The sequence below is a fragment of the Mesorhizobium jarvisii genome, assembly GCF_003601985.1.
In the GTDB taxonomy this organism is placed as follows: domain Bacteria; phylum Pseudomonadota; class Alphaproteobacteria; order Rhizobiales; family Rhizobiaceae; genus Mesorhizobium; species Mesorhizobium jarvisii.
The window spans coordinates 698941-717866 of record NZ_QZXA01000001.1; the positions used below are offsets into that span (position 1 = coordinate 698941).

An 18926-nucleotide genomic window follows, 5' to 3' on the forward strand; every position below is an offset into this window, starting at 1 on the left:
CAATGGTCTCCTGGTTGCTGGCCGGCGCCTGACCAGGATCAGGCGCCGGGTAATTCCTATTCGGCGCGAAGCGCGTCCATGGTGCCGACGAAATAGGGTTCCTTGATCGCGTAGGCGCCCATGCCGTATCTGCCGAGGATAGCCTTGTAGGTGCCGTTCTTGAACAGTTCGGCTAGTGCTGCCACCATCATGTCGGCGGTCTCCTTGTCGTCCTTGGCAATCGCCATGCCGAGCGGCGCGACGTCGTAAAGCGTCGGCAGCACCACCAGCTGGCCCTTGCTCGTCACCTCGAAATAGCTCGAAGCGGTCGCATCGTCCATGCGAGCGTCGACGCGATCCGACAGCACGGCCTGGACGATATCGGTCGAGGAGTTGAAGACCGACTTCTCGATGGCCGCCTGGCCCTTGTCCGTGCATTCCTTGCTCAGCTTGTCGACCAGGAAGTCCGAGGCGCTGCCGGCCGAAACGCCGATGCGCTTGCCGCAAAGCGGGGTGTCGCCGCTGAAGCTCGCCTTCTTGTCGGGCGATGTCGAGACGGCGAGGCCGGCCTTGAGGAACATGACGAAATCGACCTGCTTCAGCCGCTCCGGCGTCGCCGAGAACGTCTCCCAGGCGATCTTGAAACGGCCGGCCGCAAGGCCTGGGATCATCGAGGGAAAGGGCGTGCGCTGCACGTCGAGCTTGGCGTCGACGAGCTTGGCCACCTCGCCGGCCAGCTCGATGATGATGCCGGTCTGCTTGCCGTCGGCATCGAGATATTCGAACGGAGCATAGTCCAGCGTGTTGGCGACGGCGAGCGTTCCGCTCTGCTTGACCTCGGTGGATTTCGCAACCTCGGCGGCCCGGGAAACCCCGCCCCAGGCCACGGTGGATATCGCCAGCGCAAGGCCGGTCATTCGCAGATATGCATTCATTGCTGTTCCCCTTTCTCTTGCTTGTTTGCCGTTATGCGCCGGCGGCTTCCGCCGCCTTCTTCTTGCGATAGTGGTAGTTCTTGTCGATGCGCTCCATCAGATAGTCGCCGTAGAGCACCGGCCCGTATTTCGGCTGCGTGCCGGCCGGCACGCAGACCGACAGCGCCTCGATCGTCTCGTCCATGGATGGATCGAAGAAGAAGGGCTGCGAATAGCGCTCGCGTCCCGACCGGTTGATGACCCGGTGCGGCGTCGAGACGAACTGGTCGTTCGACCAGCGCGCCAGTATGTCGCCGACATTCATCACGAAGGAATCCGGGACGGGAGGTGCCGGAACCCAGTCGCCGGCCTTGTTCTTCACCTCAAGGCCGCCGACATTGTCCTGCGCCAACAAGGTGATGAAGCCATAGTCGGTGTGCGGCGCCGAGCCGAAGAGGCCTTCTTCCTGGGGCTGGGTCGGATAGTGCAGCAGCCGCAGGAAGGTGGTCGGCTGCTCGAAATGGCGGTCGAGACTGTCGGAGGGCAGTCCGAGCGAGAGCGCGATGGCGCGGACCATCTTGCGCGCGAGCGTTCCCATCTCCTCGACATAGCGCTCTATCGTCTCCCTGAAACCGGCAAGCGCTGTTTCGTCGGGCCATTGGTTGGGGCCTTGCAGCGGCTTTTCGGCCAGGGCCCTTGGATCGTCGGCGCCGACCTCGTGCATGAAGAAGATCGATTCGCTCTGGTTGGGCTTGCTGACGGTTGCCACCGACGAGGTGACGATGGTCGAACCGGCAAAGGGCAGATAGCCGCGGAAATTCCTATCGATCTTCAGCTTCGCCTTTTCCTCCTCGGGCAAGGCAAAGAAGCGCTTGCTGGCTTCGCGCACGGCTTCGACATCGGCGCGCGGAATGGGGTGCCCGGTTACATAGAGGAAACCGATCGTCTCGAGATAGCGGCGCAGCGTCGCCGCCGTTGCCCGGATGGCGCCCTCATCGTCGCCATAGAGCGCCGAAACGTCGAGGATCGGAATTTCGGAAAAATCGCCGCGCTCTTGTGCATCCATTTTCGAACACCCTGTCTTGAACATAAGATACAGTACTGTATTTCTACACATCCGAACGGCCTCATCAATAGGCTTTCGATCGCGAAAGGAAGAGCGCTGAAACATGGCACCACGCAAGATCATCATCGACACCGATCCGGGCCAGGACGACGCCTTCGCCATCCTCTTCGCGCTGGGGTCGCCGGCCGAGCTCGACGTGGTCGGCATCACCACGGTCGGCGGCAACGTGCCGCTTGCCCTGACGTCGAAGAACGCACTGAAGGTGGTGGAGCTTGCCGGGCGGCCTGATGTGCCGGTGCATGCCGGATGCCCGGCGCCGATGGTGCGCAAGCTGATCACCGCCGAATATGTTCACGGCGAAACCGGCCTCGACGGCGCCGATCTTCCCGAACCGGTGACGCCACTGCAGAGCGAACACGCGGTTAATTATCTCGTGCGCACCATCATGGACTCGCCGGAGGGCGAGTTGACCGTCTGCACGCTCGGGCCGATGACCAATCTCGCAACGGCCATGACCATGGAGCCGAGGATCGTGCCCCGGCTGCGCGAAGTCGTGCTGATGGGCGGCGGCTTCTTCCAGGGCGGCAACGCCACGCCTGCGGCGGAATTCAACATCTTCGTCGATCCGCATGCCGCGCATAAGGTATTCGACAGCGGCGTGCCTGTGACCATGGCAGGCATAGACTGCACCTACACCGCGCTGATGACGCCGGAATGGCTCGACCGACTGCGGGCAACCGGCAGCCGGGCGGCGATCGAGGCCGCCAATCTGGCCGACTTCTACCGCCAATACGGCACGCACAAATTCGAAACGCCGGCGCGCCCCATCCATGATGCCTGCGTCACCGGCTATCTGCTGGCGCCGCAAATCTATGAGCAGCGCCAATGCGCGGTGACGGTCGACATCGTCTCGCCGGAGACGATCGGCATGACCGTGGTCGACTGGTGGCATGTGACCGGCCGGCGGAAGAACTGCAACGTCCTGCGGCGCATCGATCCGGCGCCATTCTTCGAACTCATGCTGGAGCGGATCAGCGCATTGCCCTGAGCTGCGCCTTCCGCGATAGATGGACACTTGATGAGTCGCGAAGCGCATCGAAGCCGGCGAACGGGTTGCAGGCGTCGCATATGGCGATGAAGGTCTTGATCAGATGAAAGCGGACCCTGCCCCGGCCCGGGCCAAAAGACCGAAGGCCGCCCCGCCTGCGAAGCCGGCGCGGCAGACGCTCAGCCGCGAGGCCTGGATCACGGCTGCGCGCAAGGTGCTGGAGAAGCGCGGCATCGGTGAGGTCAAGATCGACCGCCTGGCGCACCAGTTCAAGGTGACACGCGGCAGTTTCTACTTCCACTTCGCCAGCCTGGCCGACCTTCGCGACGGCCTGCTGCAGGAATGGCGAAACACCAATTGCGCGCCGTTCTGGGCCATGCGCGACGTGCACGACATAGACGGCCTGCAATTCTTCACCGACATCGTGCATGTCTGGGTCGATGAGGCGCCTTTCAGCCCGCTGCTTGATCTGGCCGTGCGCGACTGGTCGCGAACGTCGAAGAAGCTGGCGCAGGAGGTCAAGGACATGGACGATCTGCGCATCGCGCTGTTGATCCGCTCCTTCCGCGCCATGGGCTATCCGGAGGACGAAAGCCTGGTCCGGGCGCGCATCACCTATTTCCACCAGATCGGCCAGTATGCGCTGTCCTTCAAGGAGGATCCGGCGGTGCGCAGGAGCTACCAGCCGCTGTTCGGAGAGGTGCTGCTTGGACCGCTCGTGCAGGAACCGGGCTCGGCGCCACGGCCGTCGGAGATTCAGAGCGGACGGCGTTAAAGGGCGTGCCAGCGATAGCGGGCTGCGGTGCGTCCAGCGACCTGCCAATCATCTAGGAAGCAGCCGCATCACCTGCCATGGCGCGAGTCGCGTTCTGCTGGGGACGTAGCAGAAAATAGAACGCGGCGACGTGCGTGATCATCAGCAGCGGCACGTAGATGACCGGGATCGCATAGGTCGCACCCAACAATCCCGCATGGGCGGGAAGACCGGCCTGGATCGCTTGGTAATAATCGACGATGAGGTCGATGGTCCCGACGACATTGAAGGCAACGACGAATAACCAGAAAAGCGGGCGTACCCTCACGGCAGACAGTGCCAGCATGGCCAGCACCCCGGTTGCGAAGTCGCCGTAGGCGGCGAAGGTAGCGAAGCTTGCGGGCAGGTCGGGGCTGACGACGCCCGGAAGGATGAAGACGAGCCCGAAGAAACGGAAACTGTGCAGGGTGGCAATGGCGCGTTGCGCTGCGACCCCGTCCATCGAGCTCAGCCAGGGCCAGATGTACACACCGAAGCACAGCAGCCATACAACATAGCCGAGAACGAGCTGGATCTGAAAAAGGACTTCCGTCGACATTGTGGTCTCCCGTCAGCTGTTGGTCGACGCGGCCTCGAACACCGCGGTCAGGATGCCGAGCCGGCCTTCCATGAGGTTTCGTCCCAGATTGGCTGCAAGCTCGGCGAAGTCCGGCCCCATCACCACGCCGAGATTTGGCGAAGGCGGCGGACCCGACGCCCGTAGTTGCGCGAACCAGGCCTTGGCGGCCTCGGTGTCGTCTTGCCATGCCAGCATACGGAAGCCGACCGGCTCGATCGCCTCACGCGTCGCATCGATTGTCATGAGGAAGCTCGTCGCCGGTGTTCGCGCCCAGGGAAGCGGATAGTCCGGCTGCCCGCCGCCTAACACGACATCGAAGGTGGCAAACCTGCCGCCTGATTTCAGCACGCGCCGAATCTCACGATAGAGCCGCCCCCGGTCGAAGATGTTCATTGCTACATGCTGCAGCAGCACGATGTCGAAACAGCCGTCATCGAACGGAAGCTCCAGGGCGTTGGCGGTCTGGAAAGACAGCCGCTCGCCCTGCCCCGTGCGCTCGGTCAGGTAGCGCGCGGCATCCACGAATGGCTCGCTGAGGTCCACGCCGGTAACCCGGCAGTCATAAGTCGCAGCCAGGAAGCGCGCCGGCCCGCCGACGCCCGAGCCGACGTCCAGAACCGACATGCCAGCGATGATGTCAGCCAATTGGGCAAGCTCGGCGGTGGCGGCAAGCCCACGGGTGTGAAACTGGTCGAGGGTGCCCAGTTGCTGCGGCGTGAGAAGCTGATCCTCAGGGCCAAGAGCAGCCAATACCGCCCTCAACCGTTCAGTCAGGCCGGTCGCGCGATAGTGGTCGCGCACTCCATCAAGTTCATCGGTCATGGCAAGATGCTCCTGTCTCAAGCTCTTACCTAAACCCGCTTCCATCGTTCGACTATCCGCTGTAATTACAACAACCCATGAAGCAGAACTACACAATCCGGCACGGGGCGCTGGAGGGCGTCGAGGTGTTCCTGGCTGTCGCCAGACACCGCAACTTCCGCCGCGCCGCCGCCGATCTCGGGGTGACGCCATCGGCTGTGAGCCAGGCGGTGCGCGTGCTCGAAGCGCGGCTTGGTGCGGCGCTGTTTGTCCGCACGACGCGCAGTGTCGGTCTGACCGAGGCCGGTCAGCGCTTCCTCGACCGTGCCGGCCCTGGCTTCGAGGAGATCGTCGCCGCAGGCGAGGCCGCGCGTGATGTCGGCCAACGACCGACCGGCCTGCTGCGCCTGTCGGTGCCGCGCGCCGTCGTGCCGTTGATCCTTGAGCCGGTGATCGCGTCGTTCTGCCAGGCCTATCCCGAAGTCGAATTGGAGATCGCCGCGAGCGACGAGATGGTCGATCTGGCGACAGGCGGGTTCGATGCCGGCATCCGCCTCGGCCAGTTCATTGCCACCGACATGGTGGCGGTGCGGCTGACCCCGTCCTTCCGGTTCGTCGTCGTCGGCAGTCCCGACTATCTCGATCGCCAGGGCCGCCCTGAGCGTATCGACGATTTGCGCCGGCATGCCTGCCTGCGCCTGCGCCGTTCCAACGGCGCCATCGCGCCGTGGACATTCGTCGACGGCAACGAAGCGATCGAGGCGATGGTCTCAGGTCCGCTGATCGCCCACGACTATCCGACATTGCTCGGCGCCGCGATGCGAGGGATTGGGCTGGCGCAGATCCCGCGACCGGTCGCCGAAGGTCCGATAGAACAGGGAAAACTCGAGCCTGTGCTGGACACCATCGCGGCGACGACGCCGGGCGTCTTCCTCTATCATCCCGGCAAGCGCCAGATCCTGCCGAAGCTGCGCGCCTTCATCGATCACCTCAAATCCTCGGTCTGAGGCAGCGAAGGATGTCGGAGCCTGATCGCTCACTTGCACCAAAGCTCTCATGGTATAAATATCAGAAATATATAGGTAAAAAATACGACAAGATGGACCATTCCGGTCAAGAACGTCGTTCTTTCCGTGCTGAAACTTACATTGCATATGAAAAGCGCCAGGACCAAAAGGACCGCATCAGCAGCCGGCAGCCCCAGGGTCAGTCCTCTCCCCGTCAGCAGGCTGGCGGCTGCGACTGCCGGTATGGTCAGGCCGATCGTGGCGCAAGCCGAGCCCATCGCGACATTCAAGCCGCGCTGCAGCTCGTTGTTGAGTGAAGCGCGCACCGCCGAAATGGCCTCCGGCATCAACACCAGCCCCGCGATCATTGCTCCGACAATGCTGTCAGCCTGGGTCACCTGGTAGGCAACGAGCGTATCTTCGACGCTTGCCGCGACCTGCTCGGCGAGCATGACAATTCCGATCAGCCCGGCCATCAGCAGCAGAGCGCTGGAAGAGATGTTCTCGTGAGGGGCAGCGCGCACCGAAATGTCGTGTGGTTGTCCTTGGATAAAGTCTTCCCGGTGCCGGACCGTCTGCGCGAACACGAAGCTTGCATAGAGCAGCACTGAAAGGACGCTGACGAAACCAAGTTGGGCTGCGGAAAACGTGCCGGGATCCGTGGTCTGGGTGTAGGTCGGCAGAATAAGCGTCATGACGGTCAGCGCGATCAGAACCGCCAGATAGGCACTGGTCCCCTGCCGCACGATGGCCTGCTTGCGATGACGCCAGCCGCCAAACGCGAGACACATGCCGACGACGCCGGTGGATGCGATCATCACCGTCGAGAAGACGGACTCCCGTGCCAGCGTCGGGTTGTTCTCTCCATGCAGCATCATGGAAACGATGATCGACACTTCAATTGCCGTGACGGCAAACGTCAGCACCAGCGTGCCGTACGGCTCCCCTACCCGCCGAGCTACCGCCTCGGCGTGGTCGAGCACCACGAAAATGGTGACGAACATGATCGCACTCGACAGCGCACCGACAAGGATCCTGGCGTTCAGCAAACCCTCGTCCACGGACAGCCCGCTGGCTCTGACCGCGACAGCCATCGCTAGCGCAGCGAGGGGCATCGCGTAGGAAATCGCCGATCGTCCGAAACCGCTCATCCAAGCCCCTGTGCGCTTCTGCGAACCTTGGCTGCATTCGCGCACCGACAGATCGAAGCGTTCACCCGTTCACGCCGTCTTCTGCGCCACCAGCCCCAATTCCTCGACCATCGCCTGACGCATCAGGAACTTCTGCGGCTTGCCGGTCACCGTCATCGGCAATTCGGTGCGGAAGCGGATGTGGCGCGGGATCTTGTAGTGTGCGATCTGGCCCGCACAAAAGGTTTTGATCTCCTGCTCGGTGGCGATCTGGCCGGGCTTGAGCACGATCCAGGCGCACAGCTCCTCGCCATATTTCTGGTCGGGAATACCGAACACCTGCACCTCCCTGACCTTGGGATGGCGGTAGAGGAATTCCTCGACCTCTCTGGGATAGACGTTCTCGCCGCCGCGGATCACCATGTCCTTGACCCGGCCGACGATGTTGCAATAGCCCTCGGCGTCGATGGTGGCGAGGTCGCCGGTGTGCATCCAGCCATCGGCGTCGATCGCCTCGCGGGTCTTTTCGGCGTCGTCCCAATAGCCCTTCATCACGGAATAGCCGCGTGTGCAGAGCTCGCCCGGCGCGCCGACCGCGACGGTGGAGCCGTCGGCGTCGATGGCCTTGACCTCGACATGAGGGTGGATGCGCCCGACGGTGGAGACGCGCTTTTCCAGAGGGTCGTCGACGCCGCTCTGGAAGGAGACCGGGCTGGTCTCGGTCATGCCGTAGGCGATGGTCACCTCGGACATATGCATCAGCGACACCACCTTCTTCATCACCTCGATCGGGCATGGCGAGCCGGCCATGATGCCGGTGCGCAGGCTGGAGAGGTCGAAGGTCGCGAAATCCGCATGGTCGAGCATGCCGACGAACATGGTCGGCACGCCATAGAGGCCGGTGCAGCGCTCCTGCGCCACGGCCTTCAGTGTGGCGCACGGATCGAAACCCTCACCCGGAAACACCATGGTCGCACCCTTGGTGACGCAGCCCATCGTGCCCATCGACATGCCGAAGCAGTGATAGAGCGGCACCGGGATGCAGAGCCGGTCGTCGACGGTGAGCTTGATCGCCGAGGTCACGAAATTGCCGTTGTTGACGATGTTGTGGTGGGTCAGCGTCGCGCCCTTGGGCGCGCCCGTCGTGCCCGAGGTGAACTGGATGTTGATGGCATCATTCGGCTTCAGCCCCTCGGAAATGCGGTCAAGACTATCATGCTCGTCGCGGCCGGCCATGGCCAGCACGTCGGCAAAATTGAACATGCCCGGCGAATTGTCCTCGCCCATGCGGATGACGATCTTCAGGGCCGGCAGTTTTTGCGCCTTCAGCTTGCCTGGCGTGGCCTTGGCGATCTCCGGCGCCAGCGTCTCGATCATGCCGAGATAGTCCGAGGTCTTGAAACTGGCGGCCGTGACCAAAGCCTTGCAGCCGACCTTGTTCAGCGCATATTCCAGCTCGGTCAGCCGGTAGGCCGGGTTGATGTTGACCAGGATCAGGCCGATGCGGGCGGTGGCGAACTGCGTCACCAGCCATTCCCAGCGGTTGGGCGACCAGATGCCGACGCGGTCGCCTTTCTCGAGACCCAGCGCCAGGAAGCCGGCGGCGAGCGCATCCACCGTGTCGGACAGTTCGCTCCAGGTGAAGCGCTTGTCCTGGCCGACGAAGACGGCGGCATCTTGCGTGGCGTATTTGCTTGCGGTGTCGGAGAAAAGCGCCGGAATGGTCTTGTCGAGCAGCGGCACCTTGCGCTCGCCCGAGACATGCGCCCTGCCATCGATGGGTGCGATAAAGACGCTGCCGGCGCGCGCAGCGCGGCCGCGCAGATTGGTGGCGTTCTTCAGCTCGTCGAGATTGACCGGCATCGCTGTTTCCTCCCCAGGCCGCGCCGAGTCTATCAGCCCGGCGGGGCAGTGGAAATCCTGTCGATGGTCGTGGAGTTCTGGTCCCTCGGACGGACGGGATGGCTATCCGACCGCCACCGCCATCTTCGTAGCGATGTCGCGCAAGACCGCCTCGTCAGCCGCCGAACGCGATTTGCGCGATGCCACCAGACAGGCCTGCGACTTCAAGACCACGCCGTCGCCCAGCACCTTGAGATGGTTGGCGCGCAGCGTCGAGCCGGTGGTGGTGATGTCGACGATGACGTCGGCCAACCCAGCCGCCGGCGCGCCTTCGGTGGCACCCAGGCTCTCGACGATGCGATAGACCTGGATGCCGTGTTTTTGCGAAAAGAACTGCTGCGTCAGCCGCCAATATTTGGTGGCGATGCGCAGCCGCCGGCCGTGGCGCTGGCGGAAATCGGCGGCGACGTCGTCGAGATCGGCCATGGTGTCGACATCGAGCCAGATTTCGGGCACCGCCACCACGACATCGGCATGGCCGAAGCCGAGACGGGCGACGATCTCGGCGCGGGCTTCCCAGTCGGCGAGATTTTCGCGCACCAGATCCTCGCCGGTGATGCCGAGATCGACCGCACCCTGGCCGATTTCGCCTGCAATCTCGGAAGCCGACAGGAAAGCGATCTCGACATTGTCCAGGCCCTCGACACGGGCATGATATTTGCGCTCGTCGCCGGGCAGGCTGATGGCGAGGCCGGCCTTGGCCAGCACTTCCAGCGCCTGTTCCTTGAGCCGGCCTTTCGATGGGATCGCCAGCGTGATCATGGTGCCGTCTCCCGCAACGCCTCGATGCGGTCGACCCAGACGGAAAAGCCGACGCCGGGGATCGCCGTCTTGGCGCCAAGCAGCGTCAGCAACCGATCGTAGCGGCCGCCACCGGCCAGGGGACGCTCGCCGCCTTGCGCCGCGATTTCGAAGACCACACCGGTGTAATAGTCGAGCGGACGGCCGAAGGCGGCATCGTAGCGGATTTTTTCCGCCGGCAAGCCATGCGCCTCGATCGCCTTGGCACGGGCAGCGAATTTCTCCAGCGCGGCACCCAGCGACAGCCCGGCACCGGCAGCAAAGGTTTCCAGCGCCTCAGCCGCACCATCGAGCGGCACGTCGATCGCCAGAAAATTCTTAAATGCCGCGAAGGCTTCGTTCGACAGCCGCACACTGCGCAATTCGGCCTTCTCGATCAATCGCCGCGCAATGTCTGTGGGCGCGCGTCCGGCCGATGCCGACAGGCCTGCCTCCTCCATGCCGCCGGCAATGTGCGTGGAAAGACTTTCGAGATCCCCGTCGAGGACAAGGGCGGCGACCTCGCCGGAGAGCTGGCCGTTGCGCGGCGGGTTGGCGAGGTCGGCAAGTGCCGCCTGCAGCATCGGCGCCGAGCCGAAGGCTCGGGCCAGCCGCATGCGCCAGCCGCGCGGCAGGCCGAGTGCGGCCAGCACCGCTTCGAAGATGCCCTGGTCGCCCAGCGTGACCGCCAGCGACCGGCCGGGCAGCACCAGCGACAGCAGCGCATGCGCGTCGGCCACGGAGCGGGCGTCGGCCTCAGCGGTGTCGCGGTCGCCAAGGTCCTCGATGCCGGCCTGGAAGAACTCGTTGCCGCCTTCGCGGCGCTGGCGAAACACTTCGCCGAGATAGGAATAGCGGCGCGGCGTGCCGGCCTGCGAGCTTATATGGTCGAGGCAGACCGGAATGGTGAATTCCGGCCGCAGGCACAATGTCTGCCCGGTCTCGCTTTCGGTGAGGAAGATGCGGCGGCGCAGATCCTCGCCGGCCATGTCGAGGAACGGGTCCGCCGGCTGCAGGATGGCGACCTCGACCGCGTGCGTGTTGCGCGTGGCGAAGAGGCTGGTGATGTCGGCCGCGATGGCGGGGAAGCGGGAGGTCATGTGGCGCGCCCTTCCCTTCTCCCCTTGTGGGAGAAGGTGTCGCCGAAGGCGACGGATGAGGGGTGTTCCAGCGAAGTGAGACGCTGGCATTCCCTGGAGCACCCCTCAACCGTCTCGGCGCTGCGCGCCGATCCACCTTCTCCCACAAGGGGGGAAGGGAAGAACAGCGCGGCGCTCATCATTTCGCCCGTTCCTCGGCCTGCGCCGCCAGGATCTTCTTCACCTCTGCGACCAACTCACTTTCCGCAACCGTCACCTGCGCCGGGCGCGCGGCGCGCCATTCGGCGTTGTCGGTGATTTCGGCGGACATGCGCGCGCCTTCGATCAGGTCCTTGATCTGCAGTTCGCCCTTGGCGCGCTCGTCGCCGCCCTGGATGACAGCGACCGGGCAACCGCGCCTGTCGGCATATTTCAGCTGCGCCTTCATGCCGGCGCCGCCGAGATACATTTCGGAACGAATGCCGGCGGCCCGCAACTCGCTGACCATCTTCTGGTAGCGGCCGAGGCTTTCGGTGTCCTTGTCCATGACCAGGACCACGACCGGCGCGATCACATCGGCGCTGTCGAGCTTGCCGAGGTTCTTTAGCGCCGTCATCAATCTGGAGACGCCGATGGAAAAGCCGGTCGCCGGCACCGGCTCGCCGCGGAAGCGCGAGACCAGGCCATCATAGCGCCCGCCGCCGCCGACCGAGCCGAAGCGCACGATCTGGCCGTCCTCATTGGGGATTTCGGCCAGGAGTTCGGCTTCGAAGACCGGGCCGGTGTAATATTCCAGGCCGCGCACCACCGAGCGGTCCATGGCGATGCGGTCTTCGCCGTATCCTGCCGCCCTGACCAGGGCTTCGATCGTCGCGAGTTCGCCGACGCCTTCCTGATAGGTCGCGTTGGAATTGACCACGGAATCCTGGCCGGCCTGCGCATTTCTCGCGGTTGCTTGAAGAACCGCCTCGGCTTGCCCGTTGTCCAAGCCCGCGCCCTTGGCGAAATCGCCTTCGCCTTCCTTGCCGCCATCCCAGCGCCCCGGGCCAAGCAGAAGCTTCACGCCTTCCGGCCCGAGCTTGTCCAGCTTGTCGATGGCGCGCAGCACGGTCAGCCGGCGTCCGGCATTCTCGTCGCCGCCAAGGCCGATCGCCTCCAGCACGCCGTCAAGCACCTTGCGGTTGTTGACGCGGATGACGTAGTCGCCACGCTTGATGCCGAGCGCTTCCATGACGTCGGCCATCATCATCGCCATTTCGGCGTCGGCGGCGACGCCCGGCGTGCCGATCGTGTCGGCGTCGAATTGCATGAACTGGCGGAAGCGGCCGGGGCCTGGCTTCTCGTTGCGGAACACCCAGCCCGAGCGGTAGCTGCGATAGGGCTTGGGCAGGCGCTCGTAGTTCTCGGCTACGAAACGCGCCGTCGGCGCGGTCAGATCGTAGCGCAGCGACAGCCACTGCTCGTCATCGTCCTGGAAGGAGAACACGCCCTCGTTCGGCCGGTCCTGGTCGGGCAGGAATTTTCCGAGCGCATCGGTGTATTCGATCAGCGGCTGGTCGGCCGGTTCGAAACCATAGAGCTCATAGACCGAGCGGATCGTCGCCATCATCTTCTCGACGGCGCGGATGTCCTCAGCGCTGCGGTCGGCAAAACCGCGCGGCAGCCGCGCTTTCGTCTTTTCCGATTTGTCGGCCATGAGATGGGTCTTTTTGCTAAGTAAAGGATGACTTATTTTCGAGTGCGCGTGTCCTAGCCGAAGCTACCGAGAGCGGCAAGGGTTAGCGCCTCTCCCTTCTCCCCTTGCGGGAGAAGGTGGCCTCGCGAAGCGAGGTCGGATGAGGGTGCTCCAGGGAATGCCAACGCCTCACTCCGTCACGCACCCCTCAACCGTCTCGGCGCTGCGCGCCGATCCACCTCTCCCACAAGGGGAGAAGGAAAGATGACTGAAACAGAAACGCACCGAGAATGAAACAATCCGCCACGGGCACGGCATCGTGCCGACACAATCGGCGCCGATACAGCGCAGGACACGAAGGGGTTCGGAACATGACCAGCGCAGCGGAATTCCATGCCAACAGCGATGCCGGCGAATTGCCTGGGCGGCTGCGCCCGGCCGGCACCCACGCGCCGAAACTGGTTGGCCAGGCTGCCGGGCCGTTCAATGTGCCCGCCGACACCGGCAAGGGCCCCTCCCTGCGCGATGCATTGGTGACCGGCCTGCTGGTGATCTATCCGACGGTGGCCACGGTGGTGGCAATCGTCGCCGGACTGTTCCTTGCCAGCGTCAACGGCACCTGAAACCGCCCGCTTCGTCGGGTTCCATATTTTCTGATCGAGGGATTGAGCAGGCGACTGGGCTTCTCCCCGTGAACGGGGAGAAAAATCGAAGCCGGCGAAGGCCTCGCGAAAATTCTCGCGCTTTCGCAGGATGGTCAGCCACGACAGGCCCGACTGAAAACCTTCAAGGCAGATCTTTTCGAACAGCCTGCGGTCGTCGGCCACCGGCCGCCCCCATTCATGATCATGATAGTGCAGATAGTCGGGCAGGTTGCCGTGCCAGAAGCAGCGCACGACACCGTCGGGTCCGGCGAGCAGGCCGGTGTTTTCATTGCTCATTGCGAAAAATCCATCCGTTAACGCGCTTTAGCGCTGCTTTTACCGTGGCTTTACCAGATTCCTGAACCCGGCGGTAACCACACCAAAAGGTTTACTGACAAAGCCGCATTTTACGCATTCCGATTCATGTTTCGGTTGCTGCTTGCGCGCCAATGATCGCTGGACCGGGGAGCGTTTCCACCCGGTGTATCAGACGATCTAAGGTGCGTTCCCGATGAAGAGAGTTGTGTTTTCCGTGTTCGGCGCCGTGGCTGTGTTTGCCGGCGTCACACCCTCGGCCGCTGGCGACCGCTATGCCGACAGGCCGCCTGTGATGGTGAGCCCCGACCTTTCCGCCCCCTGGGTGCTGCAGCTCGGCAATGCGCCCGGCACCGCGCAACCGGCACAGCCAGACCGCGTGCAGACGGCGGCAGTGCAGGCACCGGCGAAGCGCATGGTCATGCGCCCGCAGATCAATCCGATCTACCTGCCGCAGGAAGTCGCCTATGACGGCACGCAGAAGCCGGGCACGATCGTCATCGATACGACGCAGAATTTTCTCTATCTGGTCGAGAAGAACGGCAAGGCGCGGCGCTACGGCGTCGGCACCGGCAAGCCCGGCTTCGAATGGTCGGGCACGCACAAGATCACCAACAAGCGCGAGTGGCCGGACTGGCGCCCGCCGGCGCAGATGATCAAGCGCGAAGCCGCCAAGGGCCGTTATCTGCCGACCTATCTGGCCGGCGGCATCGAGAACCCGCTCGGCGCCCGCGCGCTCTATCTCGGCACGACCGAATACCGCATCCATGGCACCAACCAGCCATGGACGATCGGCGGCGCGGTGTCGTCTGGCTGCATCCGCATGCGCAACGAGGACGTGGTCGACCTTTATGAGCGGGTCAATGTCGGAACCACGGTCGAGGTGATATAATAGCTGCAGCGAATCACCTGGTAGGGAAGCACATCGTTTCCTGAAGTCGAGAGGAACAACGGGGGACGGGCCGTGTGGGGATGCGGTCAGTCAGGAAGGGCAGCACGGGAAACCGCGCTGCCCTTCTTCTTTGATCGGCGTCCTGTCCCAGCGACAAAGCCCGCGTCGTTGCGTCGCGCAGAAGGCATGGCGCTTCGCTTTCATGCTGCCATTTTCGGCGGTCCTTTGCTATGTCGGCGCCAACGCAAGCAAAGAGTCCCACCCATGTCCCTGCCCGACGACAGCCGCTATCTCAAGGGCGGCCCGGTTGCCCAGCGCATCATCGCCGCCGTGCGCGAGGATGCGGCGATTGCCAAGGCCGAGGGTTTTCCGCCCAAGCTGATCTCGATCACCGTCGGCGATACCGATGCCGTGGATGTCTATGTGCGCAACCAACGCGCCAAGGCGCAGCTTGCCGGCATCGATTTCGAGGAACGGCGTTTTCCCGCCACCATCACCTCGGGCGAACTGGAAGCGGCCATCCATGGCCTGAACGCCGATCCACGCGTCACCGGCATCATCATCCAGCGGCCGGTGCCGGCGCATATTTCGGTCAAGACGCTGCAGGCGGCTGTGCATCCGCTCAAGGATGTCGAAGGCATGCACCCGGCTTCGATCGGCAACATCGTCTACAACCAGCTTGATCTGGCGCCCTGCACGGCGGCTGCATCCGTCGAACTGCTCAAGGAGACCGGCCTTGACCTCAAGGGGCTGAAGTCGTCATCGTCGGCCATTCGGAAATCGTCGGCAAGCCGATCGCTTTCCTCTTGATGAGCGAAGGCGCGACGGTCACGGTCTGCCATCACATGACGCGATCGGTCGCAGCGCATGCGCGCCGCGCCGACGCGCTGTTCGTCGCCGTGGGCAAGCCGCGGCTGATCAAGGCCGATATGGTCAAGCCAGGGGCTGCCGTCATCGATATCGGCATCAATTCCGAGATCGGACCCGATGGGACGAGCCGCATCGTCGGCGACGTCGACACCGACAGTGTGAAAGACGTGGCCTCCTGGATTACGCCGGTACCGGGCGGCGTCGGCCCGATCACGGTGGCGATCCTGCTGCGCAACACGATGGTGGCGCTTAGCCGCCAGCGCGCGCTGTACGAGGCGACCTACGGCACCGCGGACAGGCTGGCGGCGGAGTAAGCGCCGATCCCTACTCCGCGGCGATTAGGCTCTCGTCGCGAACACCCTCCGGCTTTGGCCCGCCATAGGCCCAGTCAAGCAGCTTGATGGTATGTATGACGGGCATGCTGGCGGCCGACGCAATCTGGGTGATGCAGCCGATGTTGCCGGTGGCCACGATCGAAGCCCCGGTCGCCTCGATATTCCTGACCTTGCGGTCGCGCAGCTTGGCTGAAATCTCGGATTGCAGGATGTTGTAGGTGCCGGCCGAGCCGCAGCACAGATGACCCTCGCGCGGCTCGCGCACAATGAAGCCGGCCTTGGCCAGCAACTCTTTCGGCTGGCGTGTGATCTTCTGGCCGTGCTGCATCGAACAAGCGGAGTGATAGGCGACGATGGTACCTGGCTTGCGCACCGGCTCCGGCAAGTCGAGGCTTGCCAGATATTCGGTGATGTCCTTGGCCAGCGCCGACACCCGCGCGGCTTTCTCCGCATAGGCCGGATCGAGCCGCAGCATGAAGCCATAGTCCTTGATCGTCGTGCCGCAACCGGACGCGGTGATGATGATGGCGTCGAGCCCGCCCTGGTCTATGGTGCGCGTCCAGGCATCGACATTCTGTCTTGCCGAGGCAAGTGCGGCCTCTTCTCGCCCCATATGATGGACCAATGCGCCGCAGCAGCCCTCACCGGGCGGCACCACGACCTCGACGCCGAGGCGCGTCAGCAGCGAAATCGTCGTGTCGTTGATGGCGGGATCGAGTACCGACTGCGCGCAGCCGGTGAGAATGGCGACGCGGCCCTTTTTGGCCCCCTGCCCGGCATGGACGCCCGGCGAGGCCATCGGCGAGGCTGCCGGGATCGAGGCCGGCGCGAGCTTAAGCATGGCGGCGAGCGGCTTTAGCGCCGGCAGCTTCTCGAACAGGCCGATGAAGGGCTTGCCGAGTTTCGCCAGTCTGAGAGCGGCGCGAAAACGCCGGGGATAGGGCAGCACGAAGGCCAGCATGGCGCGCGTCAAGCGGTCGAGCAGCGGCCTGTCATAGGTCTCCTGGATGTGGGCGCGGGCATGGTCGACCAGGTGCATGTAGTTCACACCCGAAGGGCAAGTGGTCATGCAGGCAAGGCACGACAGGCAGCGGTCGATATGGGTGACGATCTCCTTGTCGGCCGGACGGCCGTTCTCCAGCATGTCCTTGATCAAATAGATGCGCCCGCGCGGCGAATCGAGCTCGTTGCCGAGCGTCACATAGGTCGGGCAAGTGGCCGTGCAGAAGCCGCAATGCACGCATTTGCGCAGGATCTTTTCGGATTCCGCGACATGCGGGTCGGCGAGCTGGGCGGATGAGAAATTCGTCTGCATCGCTGATGTCCTAGGCCATGCGGCCGGGATTGAGGATGTTCTTCGGGTCGAATTCCTGCTTCAGCCGCTGGCTGAGCGCTGCCAGCGCCGGCGGCTGCGGCTCGAACACCGGCAGCGCGGCGCGATGGGCAGGGGCGGCGCGCACCAGCGTCGCATGGCCGCCGCCATGTTTGCGCAACAGGCCGCGCAGCAGGGCGGCTTCGGGGTCGCCCTCTTCCATGCGCAGCCACACCAGCCCGCCCTGCCAGTCATAGAAGGCGCTGGCGGCCGCCTGCATGCGCAGGGTCAGCACCATCTGATGCGCGTGAAAGGGCGCCATCGACACGCGCCAGACCGGTTTCTCGCTGCCGTCGGCGAACGGCCTGATATCGCGCACATCGCGCCAGATCAGATGCGAAGCCTCGCCGGCAATCTCCTCCAGCGGCCCGGCCTTGCCGAGCAGCGTCTTCAGCGCGGCGATGCGATAGGCGACGGACGGGCCAAAACCTTCAACGCGCAGCAGCGTGGCGGCGTCGCTGCCGAGCGCACCGCCGGCGACGCGCGCGGCAATGCGCTCCGGCAGATGGGCAGCGCTCGACACTTCGGCACTGGACCCGAGCGCCAGCGCCATGGCACTTGCCGCGGCATCGTCGAGCAGCCCACGGATAGCGAGCGTCACCTCGGTCTCGGCTGATGGCAGCACCTTGAAAGTGACGTCGGTGAAAACGGCGAGCGTGCCCCAGCTGTTGGCCATCAGCTTCGACATGTCGTAGCCGGTGACATTCTTGACCACGCGGCCGCCGGACTTGAAAGCTTCACCACGGCCGGACACGACGTTGATGCCGAGGATATGATCGCGCGCCGCACCGGCCTTCAGCCGGCGCGGACCGGAGAGGTTCGCGCCAAGCACGCCGCCGATCGTACCTTTGCCCGGCTCGCCGCCGAGCAGCGGGCCATAGTCCATCGGCTCGAAGGCCAGCTGCTGGCCGTTTTCCGCCAGCAGCTTTTCGATATCGGCCAAAGGCGTACCGGCCTTTGCCGACAGCACCAGTTCGGCGGGTTCATAGAGGGTCACGCCGGTGAGTGTCGACAGGTCGAGCGTGTGTTCCGTCTGCAGCGGCCGGCCAATGCCGCGCTTGGAGCCGTGGCCGATAATTTCGAGCGGCGTCTCTTCCCCCACCGCCCAGGCGACGGTGGAAAGGACCTCGTCTGACGTGGTTGGGGTCAAAGTCGTCAAAGCCTGTGCTCCCTGAGCTTCTCGAGCACGGCTTCGCCCCTCGGCGACAGCCGGTAACCGCTCTCGAGGCTCTCGGTCAGGCCGAATTCCCCAAGCTTGCGGACACCCTGTTTGAACTTCAGCGTCTCGACCCCGGCCTTGGCCGCCAGGTCAGCCGCCCGCACTTCCGGATGGGCGCCGATTGCCCGCAGGATCGACGGGAAATAGCCGGGTGCCGTCTTGTCCCAGCGGGCAAAGCGTGCGGTCAGGGCGTGCCAGTCCGCATCGGAAAGCGAAGCCTCGCCGCGCAAGGCAACCCGTTCGTCGGGTTCAAGACCGATGAGTTCGATGCGATAGACCGGGGCGCCGTCGTCGGACCCCAGCATCTCCCGAAGAGCTTCGAGTGTTGGAAAGCCGGCGGCACTCGAATCCTTTTCCGACAATGCGGACATCTCCACGACCGCGATACCGCCGATCAGCACGACACCCGACGCCGTTCTCACCCGCCCGCCAGCCTTGACCGTCGGTCGCTTCCAGCGGCGAAAGGCGAGCGTCACTTCGCCCAACGCAATGGCCGCAAGGGTCTGGTCCCGGAACAGCATCCCC

General features: G+C 64.1%; 17 protein-coding genes and 2 pseudogenes. 6 read left to right on the top strand and 13 right to left on the bottom strand.

The features are described 5' to 3' along the window. Positions 1 to 56 precede the first annotated feature (56 nt). Both D3242_RS03320 and D3242_RS03325 read right to left on the bottom strand, forming a co-directional pair. The gene (locus D3242_RS03320; RefSeq protein WP_064986466.1) at positions 57 to 914 is read right to left on the bottom strand and encodes an ABC transporter substrate-binding protein; all 858 of its coding nucleotides are present in this window, start codon (positions 912 to 914) and stop codon (positions 57 to 59) included. Between the two features lie 31 nt (positions 915 to 945). Then, a complete protein-coding gene (locus D3242_RS03325; protein WP_064986464.1) occupies positions 946 to 1959 on the bottom strand; it encodes an isopenicillin N synthase family dioxygenase in 1014 nt (337 codons plus the stop codon). Between the two features lie 103 nt (positions 1960 to 2062). Between D3242_RS03325 and D3242_RS03330 the strand changes: the two genes are divergently transcribed. Further along, positions 2063 to 3007: a nucleoside hydrolase gene (locus D3242_RS03330; protein WP_064986462.1), complete on the top strand. Its 945-nt coding sequence runs from the start codon at positions 2063 to 2065 to the stop codon at positions 3005 to 3007. A gap of 103 nt (positions 3008 to 3110) precedes the next feature. Then, the gene (locus D3242_RS03335; protein ID WP_019860008.1) at positions 3111 to 3782 is read left to right on the top strand and encodes a TetR/AcrR family transcriptional regulator; all 672 of its coding nucleotides are present in this window, start codon (positions 3111 to 3113) and stop codon (positions 3780 to 3782) included. A gap of 52 nt (positions 3783 to 3834) precedes the next feature. On the opposite strand, the gene D3242_RS03340 is transcribed toward D3242_RS03335, so the two are convergent. After that, positions 3835 to 4359 (bottom strand): hypothetical protein, encoded by a 525-nt coding sequence (locus D3242_RS03340; RefSeq protein ID WP_064986461.1) that lies wholly within the window; start codon positions 4357 to 4359, stop codon positions 3835 to 3837. A 12-nt stretch (positions 4360 to 4371) separates the two neighbouring features. After that, on the bottom strand, positions 4372 to 5202 hold the full coding sequence (locus tag D3242_RS03345; protein WP_064986459.1) for a class I SAM-dependent methyltransferase: 831 nt from the start codon (positions 5200 to 5202) through the stop codon (positions 4372 to 4374). A 77-nt stretch (positions 5203 to 5279) separates the two neighbouring features. On the opposite strand from D3242_RS03345, the gene D3242_RS03350 reads away from it, so the two are divergent. Beyond that, positions 5280 to 6188 (top strand): LysR family transcriptional regulator, encoded by a 909-nt coding sequence (locus D3242_RS03350; RefSeq protein ID WP_038644917.1) that lies wholly within the window; start codon positions 5280 to 5282, stop codon positions 6186 to 6188. 47 nt (positions 6189 to 6235) lie between these two features. Here D3242_RS03350 and D3242_RS03355 read toward each other — a convergent pair whose 3' ends face one another. From D3242_RS03355 to hisS, 5 genes are all read right to left on the bottom strand, one after another. Further along, positions 6236 to 7339 carry a calcium:cation antiporter gene (locus D3242_RS03355; RefSeq protein ID WP_064986457.1) on the bottom strand — a complete coding sequence of 368 codons (1104 nt, stop codon included), beginning with the start codon at positions 7337 to 7339 and terminating at the stop codon, positions 6236 to 6238. Positions 7340 to 7408: 69 nt separating this feature from the next. Next, positions 7409 to 9181: an AMP-binding protein gene (locus tag D3242_RS03360; RefSeq protein WP_038644913.1), complete on the bottom strand. Its 1773-nt coding sequence runs from the start codon at positions 9179 to 9181 to the stop codon at positions 7409 to 7411. A 102-nt stretch (positions 9182 to 9283) separates the two neighbouring features. Beyond that, positions 9284 to 9982, bottom strand: coding sequence for an ATP phosphoribosyltransferase (hisG, locus tag D3242_RS03365; RefSeq protein WP_038644911.1), 699 nt, complete (start codon positions 9980 to 9982; stop codon positions 9284 to 9286). Further along, positions 9979 to 11100, bottom strand: a complete 1122-nt coding sequence (locus D3242_RS03370) for an ATP phosphoribosyltransferase regulatory subunit (RefSeq protein ID WP_038644909.1) — start codon at positions 11098 to 11100, stop codon at positions 9979 to 9981. The genes hisG and D3242_RS03370 overlap by 4 nt, the downstream gene beginning before the upstream one ends. Positions 11101 to 11278: 178 nt before the next feature. Next, entirely contained in the window at positions 11279 to 12775 is a 1497-nt protein-coding gene (gene hisS / locus D3242_RS03375) for a histidine--tRNA ligase (RefSeq protein ID WP_064986455.1), read from the bottom strand. Between the two features lie 350 nt (positions 12776 to 13125). On the opposite strand from hisS, the gene D3242_RS03380 reads away from it, so the two are divergent. Next, a complete protein-coding gene (locus D3242_RS03380) occupies positions 13126 to 13377 on the top strand; it encodes a hypothetical protein (protein ID WP_064986453.1) in 252 nt (83 codons plus the stop codon). Positions 13378 to 13458: 81 nt separating this feature from the next. On the opposite strand, the pseudogene D3242_RS03385 reads toward D3242_RS03380, so the two are convergent. Further along, positions 13459 to 13695: pseudogene (locus tag D3242_RS03385) on the bottom strand (DNA-3-methyladenine glycosylase I); the annotation flags it as partial. A 214-nt stretch (positions 13696 to 13909) separates the two neighbouring features. Between D3242_RS03385 and D3242_RS03390 the strand changes: the two are divergent. Both D3242_RS03390 and D3242_RS03395 read left to right on the top strand, forming a co-directional pair. Continuing rightward, complete coding sequence (locus tag D3242_RS03390) at positions 13910 to 14605, top strand: L,D-transpeptidase (protein WP_064986451.1); 696 nt, start codon at positions 13910 to 13912, stop codon at positions 14603 to 14605. 264 nt (positions 14606 to 14869) lie between these two features. After that, positions 14870 to 15789: pseudogene (locus tag D3242_RS03395) on the top strand (bifunctional 5,10-methylenetetrahydrofolate dehydrogenase/5,10-methenyltetrahydrofolate cyclohydrolase). Positions 15790 to 15799: 10 nt separating this feature from the next. Here D3242_RS03395 and glcF read toward each other — a convergent pair. The 3 genes from glcF to D3242_RS03410 are packed head-to-tail and all read right to left on the bottom strand — an operon-like array spanning position 15800 to position 18922. After that, positions 15800 to 17125, bottom strand: coding sequence for a glycolate oxidase subunit GlcF (gene glcF / locus D3242_RS03400; RefSeq protein ID WP_064986449.1), 1326 nt, complete (start codon positions 17123 to 17125; stop codon positions 15800 to 15802). A gap of 10 nt (positions 17126 to 17135) precedes the next feature. Then, positions 17136 to 18341, bottom strand: coding sequence for an FAD-binding protein (locus D3242_RS03405; protein ID WP_064986448.1), 1206 nt, complete (start codon positions 18339 to 18341; stop codon positions 17136 to 17138). Continuing rightward, positions 18338 to 18922, bottom strand: coding sequence for an ASCH domain-containing protein (locus D3242_RS03410; protein ID WP_064986446.1), 585 nt, complete (start codon positions 18920 to 18922; stop codon positions 18338 to 18340). The genes D3242_RS03405 and D3242_RS03410 overlap by 4 nt, the downstream gene beginning before the upstream one ends. Between the last annotated feature and the right edge of the window lie 4 nt (positions 18923 to 18926).